At 71.7% G+C, this 15,324-nt stretch carries 8 protein-coding genes and 1 pseudogene; 5 read left to right on the forward strand and 4 right to left on the reverse strand.

What is annotated here, in order from left to right; genetic code table 11:
- Positions 1 to 249: 249 nt before the first annotated feature.
- Positions 250 to 1,584 (reverse strand): 4-aminobutyrate--2-oxoglutarate transaminase, encoded by a 1,335-nt coding sequence (gene gabT / locus GQF42_RS31025; protein ID WP_158925353.1) that lies wholly within the window; start codon positions 1,582 to 1,584, stop codon positions 250 to 252.
- A 312-nt stretch (positions 1,585 to 1,896) separates the two neighbouring features.
- Here gabT and GQF42_RS31030 point away from each other — a divergent pair, with 312 nt between their 5' ends.
- The 4 genes from GQF42_RS31030 (at position 1,897) to GQF42_RS31045 (ending at position 9,386) form a co-directional block, all read left to right on the forward strand.
- The gene (locus tag GQF42_RS31030; protein WP_158925355.1) at positions 1,897 to 4,320 is read left to right on the forward strand and encodes an ATP/GTP-binding protein; all 2,424 of its coding nucleotides are present in this window, start codon (positions 1,897 to 1,899) and stop codon (positions 4,318 to 4,320) included.
- A 225-nt stretch (positions 4,321 to 4,545) separates the two neighbouring features.
- Positions 4,546 to 6,204 carry a PucR family transcriptional regulator gene (locus tag GQF42_RS31035; protein ID WP_158925356.1) on the forward strand — a complete coding sequence of 553 codons (1,659 nt, stop codon included), beginning with the start codon at positions 4,546 to 4,548 and terminating at the stop codon, positions 6,202 to 6,204.
- A 143-nt stretch (positions 6,205 to 6,347) separates the two neighbouring features.
- Positions 6,348 to 7,796, forward strand: coding sequence for an aldehyde dehydrogenase family protein (locus GQF42_RS31040; RefSeq protein WP_158925358.1), 1,449 nt, complete (start codon positions 6,348 to 6,350; stop codon positions 7,794 to 7,796).
- A 219-nt stretch (positions 7,797 to 8,015) separates the two neighbouring features.
- Complete coding sequence (locus GQF42_RS31045; protein ID WP_158925360.1) at positions 8,016 to 9,386, forward strand: S53 family peptidase; 1,371 nt, start codon at positions 8,016 to 8,018, stop codon at positions 9,384 to 9,386.
- A gap of 201 nt (positions 9,387 to 9,587) precedes the next feature.
- On the opposite strand, the pseudogene GQF42_RS31050 reads toward GQF42_RS31045, so the two are convergent.
- Together GQF42_RS31050 and GQF42_RS31055 are read right to left on the reverse strand one after the other, a co-directional pair.
- Positions 9,588 to 11,242 (reverse strand): annotated as a pseudogene (locus GQF42_RS31050) (glycoside hydrolase family 3 C-terminal domain-containing protein); the annotation flags it as partial.
- Between the two features lie 153 nt (positions 11,243 to 11,395).
- Positions 11,396 to 12,445, reverse strand: a complete 1,050-nt coding sequence (locus GQF42_RS31055; protein ID WP_158925362.1) for a LacI family DNA-binding transcriptional regulator — start codon at positions 12,443 to 12,445, stop codon at positions 11,396 to 11,398.
- 430 nt (positions 12,446 to 12,875) lie between these two features.
- Between GQF42_RS31055 and GQF42_RS31060 the strand changes: the two genes are divergently transcribed.
- Positions 12,876 to 14,816, forward strand: a complete 1,941-nt coding sequence (locus GQF42_RS31060) for an acyl-CoA dehydrogenase family protein (protein WP_158925364.1) — start codon at positions 12,876 to 12,878, stop codon at positions 14,814 to 14,816.
- A 2-nt stretch (positions 14,817 to 14,818) separates the two neighbouring features.
- Here GQF42_RS31060 and GQF42_RS31065 read toward each other — a convergent pair whose 3' ends face one another.
- Positions 14,819 to 15,283, reverse strand: a complete 465-nt coding sequence (locus GQF42_RS31065; RefSeq protein WP_233273513.1) for a hypothetical protein — start codon at positions 15,281 to 15,283, stop codon at positions 14,819 to 14,821.
- Positions 15,284 to 15,324: the final 41 nt, after the last annotated feature.

The raw sequence follows: 15,324 nt of genomic DNA on the forward strand, positions 1-15,324 counted from the left end.
CGATCGGTGAGGAGATCCCGGAGCCGTCAGGCGCCGGTTGTGTGCGCGAGGGCACGACCAGGTCGAAGCTGGGGAGGCCCCGGCCTGAGACCGCCCACAGTCCCCTGTGGGCGGGGTGTATCTCTCATCTGCGTAGAACCTACGGCAGGCCGAGGCGGTTGGGCAGGCGGAATCGCGTCCCGCCATCCACCTCGCACACGTTCTTCACACGGCCTGCCGTACGCCACGTCAGCGGTGCGTGCGGGCCGCTCAGATGCGCGTGAACGCCTGCTCGATGATGTCGAGGCCCTCGTTCAGCAGGTCCTCGCCAATGACCAGCGGGGGCAAGAAGCGCAGCACGTTGCCGTAGGTGCCGCAGGTCAGGACCAGCAGGCCCTCGGCGTGGCAGGCCTTGGCGAGCGCGGCGGTGGCCTCCGGGTTCGGCTCCTTGGTGGTGCGGTCCTTGACCAGCTCGATGGCGATCATGGCGCCGCGGCCACGCACCTCACCGATGACGTCGAACTTCTCGGCCATGGCGGTGAGGCGACCCTTCATGATCTCCTCGATGCGCTTGGCCTTGCCGTTGAGGTCCAGCTCCTTCATGGTCTCGATGGCGCCGAGTGCACCCGCGCAGGCGACGGGGTTGCCGCCGTACGTACCACCCAGGCCACCGGCGTGCGCGGAGTCCATGATCTCGGCGCGCCCGGTGACGGCGGCGAGCGGCAGACCACCGGCGATGCCCTTGGCGGTGGTGATCAGGTCGGGGACGATCCCCTCGTCCTCACAGGCGAACCACTGGCCGGTCCGGCAGAAGCCGCTCTGGATCTCGTCGGCCACGAACACGATGCCGTTGTCGGCGGCGTACTGGCGGATCGCCGGGAGGAAGCCCTTGGCCGGCTCGATGAAGCCGCCCTCGCCGAGCACGGGCTCGATGATGATCGCGGCGATGTTGTCCGCACCGACCTGCTTGCTCATCTGGTCGATGGCCTGCTTGGCGGCCTCGGGACCGGCGTTCTCCGGGCCGGTGGGCCAGCGGTAGCCGTAGGCCACCGGGACGCGGTACACCTCGGGCGCGAACGGCCCGAAGCCGTGCTTGTACGGCATGTTCTTGGCGGTGAGCGCCATGGTGAGGTTGGTCCGCCCGTGGTACCCGTGGTCGAAGACCACCACGGCCTGCCGCTTGGTGTAGGCACGCGCGATCTTGACGGCGTTCTCGACGGCCTCGGCGCCGGAGTTGAACAGCGCGGACTTCTTGGCGTGGTCACCGGGGGTCAGCTCGGCCAGCGCCTCGGCGACGGCGACGTAGCCCTCGTAGGGGGTGACCATGAAACAGGTGTGGGTGAAGTCGGCGAGCTGGGCGGAGGCACGGCGTACGACGGCCTCGGCGGAGGCGCCGACGGAGGTCACCGCGATACCGGACCCGAAGTCGATGAGGCTGTTGCCGTCGACGTCCTCGATGACGCCGCCGCCGGCGCGGGTGACGAAGACCGGCAGCGTGGAGCCCACGCCCTGCGCGACCGCGGCGGTACGGCGGGCCTGCAGCTCCTGCGACTTCGGTCCGGGGATGGCGGTGACGACGCGGCGCTCCTGCGGAAGTGCGGTCATGAGGGCTCCTGATGCTCTTGCGTACCGGGCGGTCTGATCTGCGGTCTGATCTGGCGTCCCGGGTGATTCCGGGCGGTGTGTTTTCGGCCGCTTACCTATCTTTCTTCGCAGGCTAGGGCCGGGGACAGGGGGTGGGCATGCTCCATGTGGGCGTTGTCGGCGACGCCGGTTGTCCGCCGTGGACATAGTCGAGTGACCGCGGTACGCCCAGTCGGCGGGCCCTCTCGGCCGTGTAAGCGGTGAACTCCCCTTGCCGGGGCGTTAGATTGGCTCGCTGACGGTGGACGGAACGGCAGGTCAGGGGGCAGGGCGATGGACAGCGACGGCACGCGCGACCCACGCGGCACGCACACGAATCCCGTACCCCGCCCTGCTCCACCGGTGGAGGGGGTGGGGGTGCCGCCGATGCCGACCCGCGCGCCGGACCTGCCGCCCCCGGCCGCGCCTCCCTCGTACGCCCCCCACACCTCACAGGCCCGTTCACCCGTCGCCGACTGGCTCGACCAGCCGCGCCCGGCCGTCGCGCCCGGTATCTGGCGCTACGGCTACCAGGTGCCCAAAGTCGCACGCCAGGGCCAGCGCCTCGCCCCCGTCACCATCGTCGGCTTCGTCGTGCCGCTCGTGGCGGGACTGCTTCTGTGGTCACTGTGGCGGCACGGCAGTCTTCCCTACCAGTGGACCGTCCTCAAGCTGCTCACTCCGGACGGCTGGTGGTGGGGCGGCACCACGACGCCCAAGAGCTACAAGGGAGCCGAGGCCATCACGGTCGCCGACGGCGTGGTCTTCGCGATCCTCGTCTACGGCATGGCGCGCCTGGGCAGCTGGGCCGACATCATCCGGCACGTCGTCACCCGCCGTGAACAACCGGCTCGCGCCCTCATCGCCGCACTGGGGGCACTGGTGGCGATCGCCTTCGTCTTCCCGAGCGCGTTCGGACTCGGCTGGAACGCCCTGCCCGTCCAGGATCCGGTGTTCTCGCTCATCGTCCTGATCACCGGTGACTACGGCGTGTTCGCGTCGGAGCCGCTCACGGACGGGCTGTACGCGCTCATCACCCTGCTGGTGCTGTGGCCGTTCGCCCGCATCGGCGGCTGGTGGTCCGTCGCGAACGAGGCGCTCGCCGCGCGTGGGCGGGCGAAGGCGCAGCAGGCCGCAGAGCCGGCCGTGGACCGGCGGCCGTCCCAGTGGCCCGAGCTGCGGGAGGCCGGTCAGCACCAGGCCGCCGATCTGCTCGCCGCTGAGGTGCAGGCCGGCCGGATGAACGACGTGGACTGTGCGAGGGTCGGCCACATGTGGACCGTGGCCCGCGCCCGGGCCCGGGTCTCGTCCTTCTCCGAGCTGGTCCTGCGTGAGGGCGCCGCCGCCGGGACCCACCCGTCCGGCCACCGGGACCTGCCCGGCCGTGCCGCCCGGCACGATCTGCTCGCCGGGCAGGTGCGCATCGGGCAGTGGGTTGCGGGCGACCGCACCCCGACCGGATTCGGCGGCGCGGGGGCCGCCCTCGCGCCGGGCACTCTCGGCACCTCGCTGCTGGCCGTCGGACCCTCCGGTTCGGGCAAGACGCGTCACCTGATCCGACCGGTCGTCGAATCCCTCGGCCTGCAGGCGCTCGCCGGGCAGTGCGCCGTCGTCGCCGTCTGCGCGGCCGGCACCCCGCTCGGACCCGACTCGGCCTACGACGTCGTCGTACGCCTCGGCGACCCCGCGTCCGTTCACGACCTCGACCCGTACGCGGAGTCCGAGGACCCGGACGAGGCGGCCGCCTTCCTGGCGGAAGGGCTGGCCGGTGACCTGGACACGGTCGGCGGCCAACGGGCGGTCACCGCGCTCGCCCAGCTCCTCGGGCCCTACCGGGCGGCGTACGGACGCTTCCCGACACTGCCTGCGCTGCGCGAACTGCTGGAAGGGGAGCCGTCGGCCCTGGCGTCGCTGCGCGGCGCGCTGGAGGGGGACGAGCACGGCGGGATGCGCCGCGAACTCGAGGCGCGCGTCCGGCAGTCGGGCAGCGCGGGCGATCCCGGCCCGGCCCTGGCGGACCGGCTCGCCGTGCTGGACCGGCCGGTATTCGCCGAGTTCTTCGGAACGGACGGCGCGGGCGCACGCCCCTTCTCACTGCGCGCCGTCGCCCACCATCCGCTGAGGGTGCGCATCGACCTGCCCGAGCGGGGACACGAAGAGGCATCACGGATCGTCACCCGGCTGGTACTGGCCCAGTTCGGCGCCGTGGCGTCGGTCGGCGAACGGTCCCACTTCGTCGGCCTCGTGCTGGACGACGCCACCGGCGCGGTGACGACCGAGTCCATCCGTCGCATCCCGCGGCTGCGCTCCCGTAACGCGGGCGTCGTGCTCGCCCTGCGCACGGTCGGTGACGTCCCCGAGGCGCTGCACGGTCCGCTGTACGCGGCCGTCGGCTGCCGGATGGCGTTCTCCGGGGTGGCCACGTGGGACGGCGGCAGGTTCGCGGAGGCGTGGGGCACCGAATGGGTGGAGACCCGGGACGTGGCTCGCCACACCGTCTTCGCCAACCAGCCCATGACGCGCGCGATCCATGCCCTGCGCAAGCTGGTGACCGGCAAAGCGGTGACGACGGAGGCCGTCACCGTCCGCCAAGTCGAGCGGGAGCGCTGGTCTGCCTCCGAGTTGGCTCATGGGGTGCCGGCGGGGCATGCCGTGTTGTCGTTGACGAGTGTGCGGGGGGAGCACGCGCCGCCGCTGTTGGTGGATCTGAGGGGGTGAGGGGGACGCGGGGGATCGTACGGTGAGGCAGAATCGGGGTAGGCCGTTCATACGTGGCGGCCAAGAGATCGCCGGGGCCGTGCGATCAGCGGGTTCGGCGCGATCGGTCTGATCGGCGTGTTCGGTCTGATCGGCGGGTTCGTCGTCGTCCTGGTGGTCGTCGTCCTGGTCGTCGTCCCCGTCGTGTCGTTGTGATCAGCGGATCCCCCTCACCCTGAAGGTCCCATGCCCCCTACCCTCGCCTCGCTCGTCCAGCACTCCGCGCTCAAGCTGACCGTGCGCGCGGGCGAGGACCGTCTCGACGTGCCCGTCCGCTGGGCGCACGTCAGCGAGCTGGCCGACCCCGTGCCGTACATGGAGGGCGGCGAGCTGCTGCTGATCACCGCGCTCAAGCTGGACGCGGAGGACCCGCAGGCCATGCGGCGCTATGTGAAGCGGCTGGTGGGGGCCGGTGTCGTGGGGCTCGGGTTCGCCGTCGGGGTGAATTACGAGGACATTCCCGAGGCGCTCGTCGAGGCCGCGCGGCAGGAGGGGCTGCCGCTGCTCGAGGTGCCCCGCCGCACCCCCTTCCTCGCCATCAGCAAGGCCGTCTCGGCCGCCATCGCCGCCGACCAGTACCGGGCCGTCACGGCAGGTTTCGCCGCGCAGCGCGAGCTGACCAAGCAGGCCCTCAACGCCGGCCCGGAGGGGCTGCTCGGCGCGCTCGCCGCGCAGGTCGACGGGTGGGCCGCGCTGTACGACGCCTCGGGTGCCGTCGTCGCCGCCGCGCCGGAGTGGGCGGGCCGCCGGGCGGCGCGCCTGACCGCCGAGGTGGAACGGCTGCGGGAGCGGCCCGCCCCCGCCTCCTCCGTCGTCGGCGGGCCCGATCACGAGGACCGGGTCGAGATGCACTCCCTCGGCACCGGGCGGCGCCCGCGTGCCGCGCTCGCCGTGGGCACGGCCGCCGCCCTGGGCACCGCCGAGCGCTACGCCGTGCACTCCGCCATCGCCCTGCTCACCCTCACCACCGAACGCTCCCGCTCCCTGCACGCGGCCGAGCAGCGCATCGGTGCGGCCGTGCTGCGCATGCTGCTGGCAGGCGAGCCCGACCACGCCCGGGCCGTCGCCGGGGACCTGTACGGCGGGCTGCTCGACGCGCCGTTCCGGATGATCGTCGCCGAGTCGGCGTCCGGCTCCGCCGCCCGGGCGCACGCGGATGCCCACGGCCACATCGCCAGGTCGGTGTCCGCGGGCGCCGCCCCCGCCACCGAGGCCGGCGTTGATCCGCTGGACGGGCTCGCGGAGAGCGTCGAGGCCGCCGCCATGCGCTCCGGTGAGGCCGTACTGGTCGTGCCCGACGGGGAGCGGCTGGTGGTGCTGGCCGCCGACTCGGGCGCGGCCGTGGCCGCCTGTACGCAGTACGCGGCCGCGCTGGAGGCGGCTCGAGCGGCGCCCGAGCAGACGGCCGGGGGCGACGAGGAGGAGCTGGTCGTCGGGCTGTCCGCGCCGGCCGGCCCGATCGCCGCCGCGGCGGCCTACAAGCAGGCCGAGCAGGCGTTGTCCGTGGCGCGACGGCGAGGACGGGTGCTGGTGGAGCACGAGCAGCTGGCCGCCGGGTCGGTGCTGCCGTTGCTGGCCGACGACGCGGTGAAGGCGTTCGCCGACGGGTTGCTGCGGGCGTTGCACGAGCATGACGCGACGGGGCGAGGGGACCTGGTCGCCTCGCTGCGGGCGTGGCTGTCCCGGCACGGGCAGTGGGACGCGGCCGCGGCGGATCTCGGGGTGCATCGGCACACGCTGCGGTACCGGATGCGGCGGGTCGAGGAGATCCTGGGGCGGTCGCTGGACGATCCCGACGTACGGATGGAGCTGTGGCTCGCGCTGAAGGCGACCTCCACCGAGTAGTCCAAACAGTAGCGTCCGTTGCGCCCACTGCTACGGCTCGGACAAACGACCCCTGGCCGCCCGCGTCCTACCGTGGACCACGAAGACCACGTACACCCCCAACGCGGAAGGGCCGGGACTCGCACATGCCCCAGGAAAACACTGTGGGGGCCACCCACGCCTTCTGGCTCGCCGGTCGCCAGGCCACCGGTGAGGACACCTTCGACGTCACCTCCCCGTGGGACGGCCGGCTCGTCGGCAAGGTCAGCGTGCCGACCGACGCCCAGGTCGAGGAGGCCGTGGCCGCGGCGTACGCCGTGCGGGACGAGTTCGCCGCCACCCCGGCGCACGTGCGCGCCGCCGCGCTCGACCACGTCAGCAGGCGACTGGCCGAGCGCACCGAGGAGATCGCCCAGCTGATCTCCGCCGAGAACGGCAAGCCCGTCAAGTGGGCCCGCGGCGAGGTCGGCCGTGCCGTCTCCGTGTTCCGGTTCGCCGCCGAGGAGGCCCGCCGGTTCAACGGCGGCGAGGCCCAGCGTCTGGACACCGACGCGGGCGGCCAGGGCCGGCTGGCGCTCACCCGCCGCTTCCCCAAGGGTGTCGTGCTCGGTATCGCGCCGTTCAACTTCCCGCTGAACCTGTGCGCCCACAAGATCGCCCCGGCGATCGCGGCCGGCGCGCCGATCATCCTCAAGCCGGCGCCCGCCACCCCGCTCTCCGGCCTGATCATCGGCGACCTCCTCGCCGAGACCGAGGGCCTGCCGGCCGGGTCCTGGAGCATCCTGCCGGTCGCCAACGACAAGATGTCCGCCCTCGTCCAGGACGAGCGTCTGCCGGTCATCTCCTTCACCGGTTCCGAGAAGGTCGGCTACGCGATCATGGACTCGGTGCCGCGCAAGCACTGCACGCTGGAGCTGGGCGGCAACGGCGCGGCCGTCGTCCTCGGCGACTACGCCTCCGACGCCGACCTGGACTGGGCCGCGACCCGCATCGCGACCTTCTCCAACTACCAGGGCGGCCAGTCCTGCATCTCCGTGCAGCGCGTGATCGCCGACGCGTCGGTCTACGACCGGCTGCTGCCGCGCATCGTCGCCGCCGTCGAGGCCCAGAACACCGGTGACCCCAACGACGACAAGACCGACGTCGGCCCGCTGGTCAGCGAGGACGCGGCCAAGCGCGTCGAGTCCTGGGTGACGGAGGCGGTCGAGGCCGGTGCCCAGCTGCTCACCGGCGGCAAGCGCGACGGCGCCGCCTACGCGCCGACCGTGCTCACCGACCTGCCGGCCGGTACCACCCTCGCCCGCGAGGAGGTCTTCGGGCCGGTCCTCAGCGTGCAGAAGGTGGACGGCGAGGCCGAGGCGTACGCCGCGGTCAACGACTCCAAGTACGGCCTCCAGGCAGGCGTGTTCACGCACGACCTGCAGGTCGCCTTCCGCGCCCACCGTGCCCTCGAGGTCGGCGGCGTGGTGATCGGCGACGTCCCGTCCTACCGCGCCGACCAGATGCCGTACGGCGGCGCCAAGCAGTCCGGTGTGGGCCGCGAGGGCGTCAGGTTCGCGATGGACGACTACACATACGAGCGCGTGCTGGTTCTCACCGGTCTCGCGCTCTGACCTGCCACGGACAGGTCAGCCGGAACGGCCGCAGCCCACTGTGCGGGGGCTGCGGCCGTTTCCGTGTGCCGACGGTCATTTCTGTTCTCAAGTAAAGGATTCGGCATCGGCAGTTCAAGAGTGCTGCGCAGTGTCTTGATCTGTCCATGACTCTCCCGATGGGATGCGCCTGACCACTTCGTCCGACAACGGACGTGTCAGGATCACTCAGGGGAACGTATGCACATAGCCCGTACCGGGCGCGGCGTCGCGGCCTCGGCCGTCGCCTCCGCCGCACTCGTCGCCGCAGCGCTGGCGACCACCTCCTCGGCCGGCGCCACGACCGCCGCGCCCGCCGCCGTACCGCACACCTTCGCGGCTCCGGCCGTTGCGGGGCACGGCCTCGTCCATGGCGTGGCCAGCCCCCTCCCCATCGCCCAGTGCCAGGCCAAGTGGCACATCAACTGCTACAACCCGCTCCAGTACAGAACCGCGTACAACCTCAACGCGCTGTACAAGAAGGGCGTCACGGGCAAGGGGCGCACGATCGTCATCGTGGACTCGTTCGGCTCGCCGACGATCCAGCACGATCTCGACGTCTACAGCAAGCAGTTCGGGCTGAAGAGCACCAAGGTCAACGTGGTCAAGTGGGGCAAGGTGCCCCCGTTCGACCCCAAGAACTCGGACATGACCGGCTGGGCCGGCGAGAGCACCCTCGACGTCGAGATGGCCCACGCCGTCGCGCCGGACGCCAAGATCGTGCTGGTGGAGACGGCCGTCGCCGAGACCGAGGGCACCACCGGTCTGCCGGAGATGATGGACGCCGAGAAGTACATGATCGACCACGGTGTCGGCGACGTCATCAGCCAGAGCTTCGGTGCCACCGAGAACACCTTCCCGGGCTTCGACAAGGGTGACTTCTCCAGCATCAAGAAGCTGCGCTACGCCTTCCAGGACGCCGCTCGCAAGCACGTGACCGTCCTCGCCTCCTCCGGCGACGGCGGCGCCACCGACAGCACCGCGGACGGCAAGGGCTACTACAAGTACCGCGTCAACTCCTGGCCCTCCTCGGACCCGTTGGTCACCTCCATCGGCGGCACCCAGCTCCACCTGAACGACAAGGGTGAGCGCGTCAAGCCGGACAGCGTCTACAACGACAACGGCGCGGGCGGCGGCGGCCAGTCCCACGTCTTCACCCGGCCGGCCTTCCAGAACGGCGTGAAGAACGTCGTCGGCACCCGCCGGGGCACCCCGGACATCTCGATGGCCGCCGCGGTCAACGGCGGTGCCTGGGTCTACTCCAGCTACGACCCGACCGCCACCGGCTGGGACGTCAGCGGCGGCACCAGCGAGGCGAGCCCCCTCTTCGCGGGCATCATCGCCCTCGCCGACCAGGCGGGCGGCCACCGGGTGGGCGACATCCACCAGGCGCTCTACGCCCTCGAGGGCCGCAGGGGCTCCGGCGTCGTCGACGTCAACGACGGCACCGACAACTCCTACCAGGGTGTGCAGGGCTACAAGGCCGTCAAGGGCTACGACATGGCCACGGGTGTGGGCACGCTGAACGCCCTGACCTTCGTGCCGGCCCTGGCGAAGGCGAGCCACGGCTGACCCCCGCTCCCTGAGCGACAGCCGCTACGGCCCCGGGTCCCGGACCCGGGGCCGTTCGCCTGCCCGGCCGGGTGCACGACAGGCATGACAGATGGGAACCATTTTCATACACGCTGGTGTGGCGGCCCGCCCCGGTGAAGAGGTCCGGCACCGCTGCCTTCCGGTGCCGGACCCCTTCAGGTCGCCGTCCTCCCCGGACCCTCAACCGGAGAAGCCGACGTGCGCGAGCCGCAAGGGGCCGCGCAGCCTGATGCGGACGTCGTGCACGCCCTCGGCGGCGAAGGCGGCTCTCAGGGCGGTGTAGGCGTAGGGGCCGGCCGTGGGGGTGCGCAGGCACAGGGACGCGAGCACCCGGCCGCCGTCCAGCGCTATCTCCAGGACTCCCTCGCCCGACACCCGGGCCGACAGCCCGGTCACGCCCGGGCCGAAGTCACAGGAACGGAAGACCAGTTCGCCGGTTCCGCCGTGCGCCGGGGTCACCGCGTCGCCCGCGGCCCGTGCCCGGTCCACGATCGCGATGCCGGACTGCTCGTCGAAGTCCGCGCCCTCGAGGCCGCGCCGGACCACCGGGCGCGGCGCCGCGGCGCTGCCGTCGAGCCGGACGGTCCTGCGCAGCCGGACGTCCTCGCTGGAGGCGCCGACCAGCAGCTCGTACGGACCCCTCTCCAGCCTCGGCCCGCCCAGGGCCACGTCCCAGAATTCCACCTCCGCCGTCGCGCCGGGCGAGAGGGTGAGCCGGCGCAGCGCCAGCAGTTCCCGGCGCGGGCGCGCCACCGACGGGTCGAGGGCCCGCACGTAGAGCTGGACCACCTCGTCCGCCGCCCGGTCCCCGGTGTTCGTCACCGCGCACGCGACCCGGAGCGCGCCGTGCGCGACGCCGACCACGAGAGCGCCGTAACGGAAGGACGCGTACGACAGGCCGTGCCCGAAGGGGAACAGCGGGGTGCCCTCGAAGTAGAGGTACGTCTGGCGGCTGCCGATCACGTCGTAGTCGAGCAGGCCGGGCAGGTCGGCGTCGCGGGCGTACCAGGTCTGCGGGAGCCGGCCCGCGGGGGAGACGTCGCCCGCCAGGGTCCGGGCAGGGCCGTGCCCGCCGGCTGGCCGCCGTGCGCGGTCCACAGCACCGCGGGCAGCTGTTTCACGTCCACCGCGTACGGATGGGCCGAGGTCAGCACCAGCACCGTGCGCGGGTTCGCGGCCCGGGCCGCGTGCAGCAGCCGCCGCTGGTGCCGCGGCAGTTCGAGGGTCGTACGGTCCTCGGTCTCGCGGCCGTTGATGTGCGGGTCGTTGCCCGCGACCACCAGGACGACGTCCGCGCCCCGCGCGACCCGGGCCACAGCCTGCTCGCCCCGCTCGACCGTGATCACCTCTAAGACGTCCCCGGTCCCGGCAACCTGCACGCCGTCGGCGGCAACACGGACATGGCGCCCCGTGCCCAGATGTGTCAGGAGGTGACCGCTGTGGTGCGGTTCGAGACGGAAGGTCTCCTGGACCACCCAGCCGCCGGGCCGGTCGGCGGACGCGCGCACCCGGCCGTCCTCGGCGACCGAGAGGTACCGGCCGTCCGGTGCGCGCAGGGTCAGCACGCCCTCGCCCCAGTCCACCAGCGCGAACTCGGTGCCGGTCGGATCCGTGGTGAGCGGCGGCAGGTCGGTACGGCCGGTGAGCAGGGCCGGGTCCAGCGCGCCCTCGGCGCCGTGCACCTCGTCCGGCGCGTGGGCGGGCGGCACGTGCAGGAACGCACCCGTGGCGGTGCGCAGCCGGACGCGGTCCACTCCCTCGGCGAACTCCACGCGCTCGGCGCCGAACCGCTCGTACAGGCCCTCCAGGGGGGTGGAGCGGTGGAGGAGACTGCCGAGACCTGGGGGAGGACTGGGCGAGACTGACCCTGGGCTGCTGGAGGACAGGCTGAATACCGGCGGGCTGGTTCACGGCGGCTCCCGACGTAAGGAGTGCAGACAGGGGAAGCAGGCAGAGGTCTGCCCCGGACAGGGCGTGCGCGGCGGGTGTCAGGACGCGGTCGGCGCCGGGCCCGAACTCGCCCGTACGGTCAGCTCGGGCGCGAGCAGCACGACCTCCTCGCCGCCCCGCCCGTCCAGCTTGGCCACCAGGTGCTCCACGGCCCGCCGGCCCATCTCCTGTGCCGGGATGGCGGCGGAGGTCAGCCGCACCGAGGCCTGAACGGCGACCTGGTCCGGGCCGATGGCCACCACGGACACGTCCTCGGGCACCGCCCGGCCCTGCTGGCGCAGCAGCGCGAGCAGCGGCTCCACCGCCGACTCGTTCTGCACCACGAACCCGGTGGTCCCCGGGCGCTCGTCGAAGATCCGGGCCAGGGTGAGCGCCATCGCGTCGTACCCGCCCTCGCAGGGCCGGTGCAGCACGCGGACGCCCGACTCGCGGGCCCGTGAGCGCAGCCCCTCGAGGGTGCGCTCGGCGAAACCGGTGTGCCGTTCGTAGACGGCCGGGGCCTCGCCGATGACAGCGATCTCACGGTGGCCGAGCCCCGCCAGATGCTCCACGCACAGCGCGCCGGTCGCACTCCAGTCCAGGTCCACACAGGTCAGGCCGCGAGTGTCGGCGGGCAGCCCGATCAGCACCGAGGGCTGGTCGTCGCCCGCTCTCGGCTCTGTTCGCGTCGGGGCGCCCCCACGCCGCAGCAGCGGCAGCCGCTCGTCCTCCAGCTCGACGTCCATCAGGATCATCGCGTCGGCGAGACCGCTGCCGGTGACCCGGCGCACCGCGTCCGGCCCCTCCTCGCCGGTGAGCAGCAGGACGTCGTAGCCGTGCGTACGGGCCGTGGTGGCCACCGCGATGGCGATCTCCATCATCACCGGCACGTACATGTCGGTGCGCAGCGGGATCATCAGCGCGATGATGTTCGACCTGTTGCTGGCCAGGGCCCGGGCGCCGGCGTTCGGGTGGTAGCCCAGTTCCCGGATGCTCTGCTCGACCCGCTGCCGGGTGGTCGCGGAGATGGACCGCTTGCCGCTGAGGACATAGCTCACCGTGCTCGCCGACACTCCGGCGTGCTGGGCGACCTCGGCGAGGGTGACCATCCGGCTCTCCAAGCTTGTGAAGCGCTTCGACAGGACGCTCAGCCGACAGACCGGGCTGAGAGTTGGATGGACACTAGCTGCAGCCGAGGTGAGGTGTCCAGAGGATGTCGAAGCGCTTCGACAGCTTTTGCCGTACGGCGGCCACGGAGGTGCGGTACACGAACCGTCCCCCCGGAAGAACCCCCGACGCCACACCGCAGACCGCTCCTGGCGAAGGAAGAAGGCGGAGAGGGCGAAGAAGGTGAAGAGGGACAAGAGGTCGCAGGAGCCCTCCGACACGACGTCCTGCTTCGTCGGTATCGGCCGGGTATCCGCTGAACGGACGCGCGAGGGGTGGTGGGGTCGGCCCGTTTCGGGTACCAACGATCCAGTAGCACTGGTCGGTAGCGAACGGTCAGCAATCATCCCTCTTCGCGGCGAGGTGAGCCTCATGTCCGCCCCCACCACCCCCCGTACCACTGTCACCGAGCGCGAGGCCCGTCAGGTGGCGGAGGCCGCCCGGGAACAGAACTGGCGCAAGCCCAGCTTCGCCAAGGAGCTGTTCCTCGGGCGCTTCCGGCTCGACCTCATCCATCCCCACCCGCTCCCCGACGACGAGGCGGTCCGGCGCGGCGAGGAGTTCCTCGCCGAACTGCGCGCCTTCTGCGAGTCCACGATCGACTCCGCCCGCATCGAGCGCGAGGCCCGCATCCCCGACGAGGTCGTGGCGGGCCTGAAGGAACTCGGCGCCCTCGGCATGAAGATCGACCCCAAGTACGGCGGCCTCGGCCTCACCCAGCTCTACTACAACAAGGCCCTCGCCCTGGTCGGCTCCGCGAGCCCCGCCGTCGGCGCGCTCCTGTCCGCCCACCAGTCGATCGGCGTACCGCAGCCGCTCAAGATGTTCGGCACCCAGGAGCAGAAGGACGCCTTCCTGCCCCGCTGCGCCCGCACCGACATCTCCGCGTTCCTGCTCACCGAGCCGGACGTCGGCTCCGACCCGGCCCGCCTCGCCACCACGGCCGTACCCGACGGGGAGGACACCTACGTCCTCGACGGAGTGAAGCTGTGGACGACCAACGGGGTGGTCGCCGACCTGCTCGTGGTCATGGCGCGGGTGCCCGCATCCGAGGGGCACAAGGGCGGCATCACCGCGTTCGTGGTCGAGGCGGCCTCGGAGGGCATCACCGTCGAGAACCGCAACGCCTTCATGGGCCTGCGCGGCATCGAGAACGGCGTCACCCGCTTCCACCAGGTCCGGGTGCCCGCCGCCAACCGCATCGGGCCCGAGGGCGCGGGCCTGAAGATCGCGCTCACCACCCTCAACACCGGCCGGCTCTCGCTGCCCGCGATGTGCGCGGGCGCCGGCAAGTGGTGCCTGAAGATCGCCCGCGAGTGGTCGGCGGAGCGCGAGCAGTGGGGCAAGCCGGTCGCGCTGCACGAGGCGGTGGGCTCGAAGATCTCCTTCATCGCGGCCACGACATTCGCCCTCGAAGCCGTACTCGACCTCTCCTCCCAGATGGCCGACGAGGACCGCAACGACATCCGCATCGAGGCCGCCCTCGCCAAGCTCTACGGCTCCGAGATGGCCTGGAAGATGGCCGACGAACTGGTCCAGATCCGCGGCGGTCGCGGCTATGAGACGGCCGAGTCGCTCACGGCGCGCGGCGAGCGCGGCGTCCCGGCCGAGCAGATCCTGCGCGACCTGCGCATCAACCGTATCTTCGAGGGCTCGACGGAGATCATGCACCTGCTGATCGCCCGCGAGGCCGTCGACGCCCACCTCTCGGTCGCCGGTGACCTCATCGACCCCGACAAGTCCCTGTCCGACAAGGCGAAGGCGGGCGCGAGCGCGGGCGTCTTCTACGCCAAGTGGCTGCCCAGGCTTGTCGCCGGGCCCGGTCAACTGCCCACTGCCTACGGCAAGTTCAACAACGGAGTCGATCTGTCCGGGCATCTGCGCTACGTCGAGCGCACCGCCCGCAAACTGGCCCGCTCCACCTTCTACGCCATGTCCCGCTGGCAGGGCCGGATGGAGACCAAGCAGGGCTTCCTCGGGCGGATCGTGGACATCGGCGCCGAACTGTTCGCGATGAGCGCGGCCTGCGTACGGGCCGAACTGCTGCGCGGCCGGGGCGAGCACGGCCGTGAGGCCTACCAGCTCGCCGACGCCTTCTGCCGCCAGGCCCGCATCCGCGTCGAGGAACTCTTCGACCGGCTGTGGACCAACACCGACGACCTCGACCGCAAGGTCGTCAAGGCCGTCCTCGCCGGCTCCTTCACCTGGCTGGAGGAAGGCATCGTCGACCCCTCCGGGGACGGCCCCTGGATCGCGGACGCGACCCCGGGACCGTCCGGACGGGAGAGCGAGCGGCGCCCCTTCGGCTCCTGAGGTCAGTTGCCCCAGGTGCCCTGGTTGACGGCGCAGTTCCAGCCCGATCCGTGGAGGGTGAACTTCACCGCGTAGGCACGGGTGTTGAGCAGATGCGTGGGGATCCTCATGCCAAGGCTCGCCTTGCCCTTGAGGGTCCCCGCGTAGACGGACACCGACGTCGAGGAGTTGTGGGTGATCCGGCCGCCGGTCGGCTTGGCCTTGCCGAAGCGGAGGTTCTTGCTGTCCGTGACGGTGAACGTGACCTTCTTGAAGCTGGTCGCGGTCCTGCTCTTGATACCGAAGTACAGGCCGCCGTTGGTCACCCAGTGGTTCGAGCCGATGTAGAAGCGGCTCGGGTAGACGATGTCGATCGGGCAGCCGGTGGCTTTCGGCGTCTGCGCAGCGGCGAACGCGCCGCCCGCGAGACCCAGCTGTGCGGCGGCCAGAAGGCCGGTCGTGGCCAGGACGGCCGTGGTCGTACGCATGCGGTTCATGGTGGTGACTCCTCCCCGTTTCGCCCTACTTG

The organism is Streptomyces broussonetiae (assembly GCF_009796285.1).
GTDB classification, from domain to species: domain Bacteria; phylum Actinomycetota; class Actinomycetes; order Streptomycetales; family Streptomycetaceae; genus Streptomyces; species Streptomyces broussonetiae.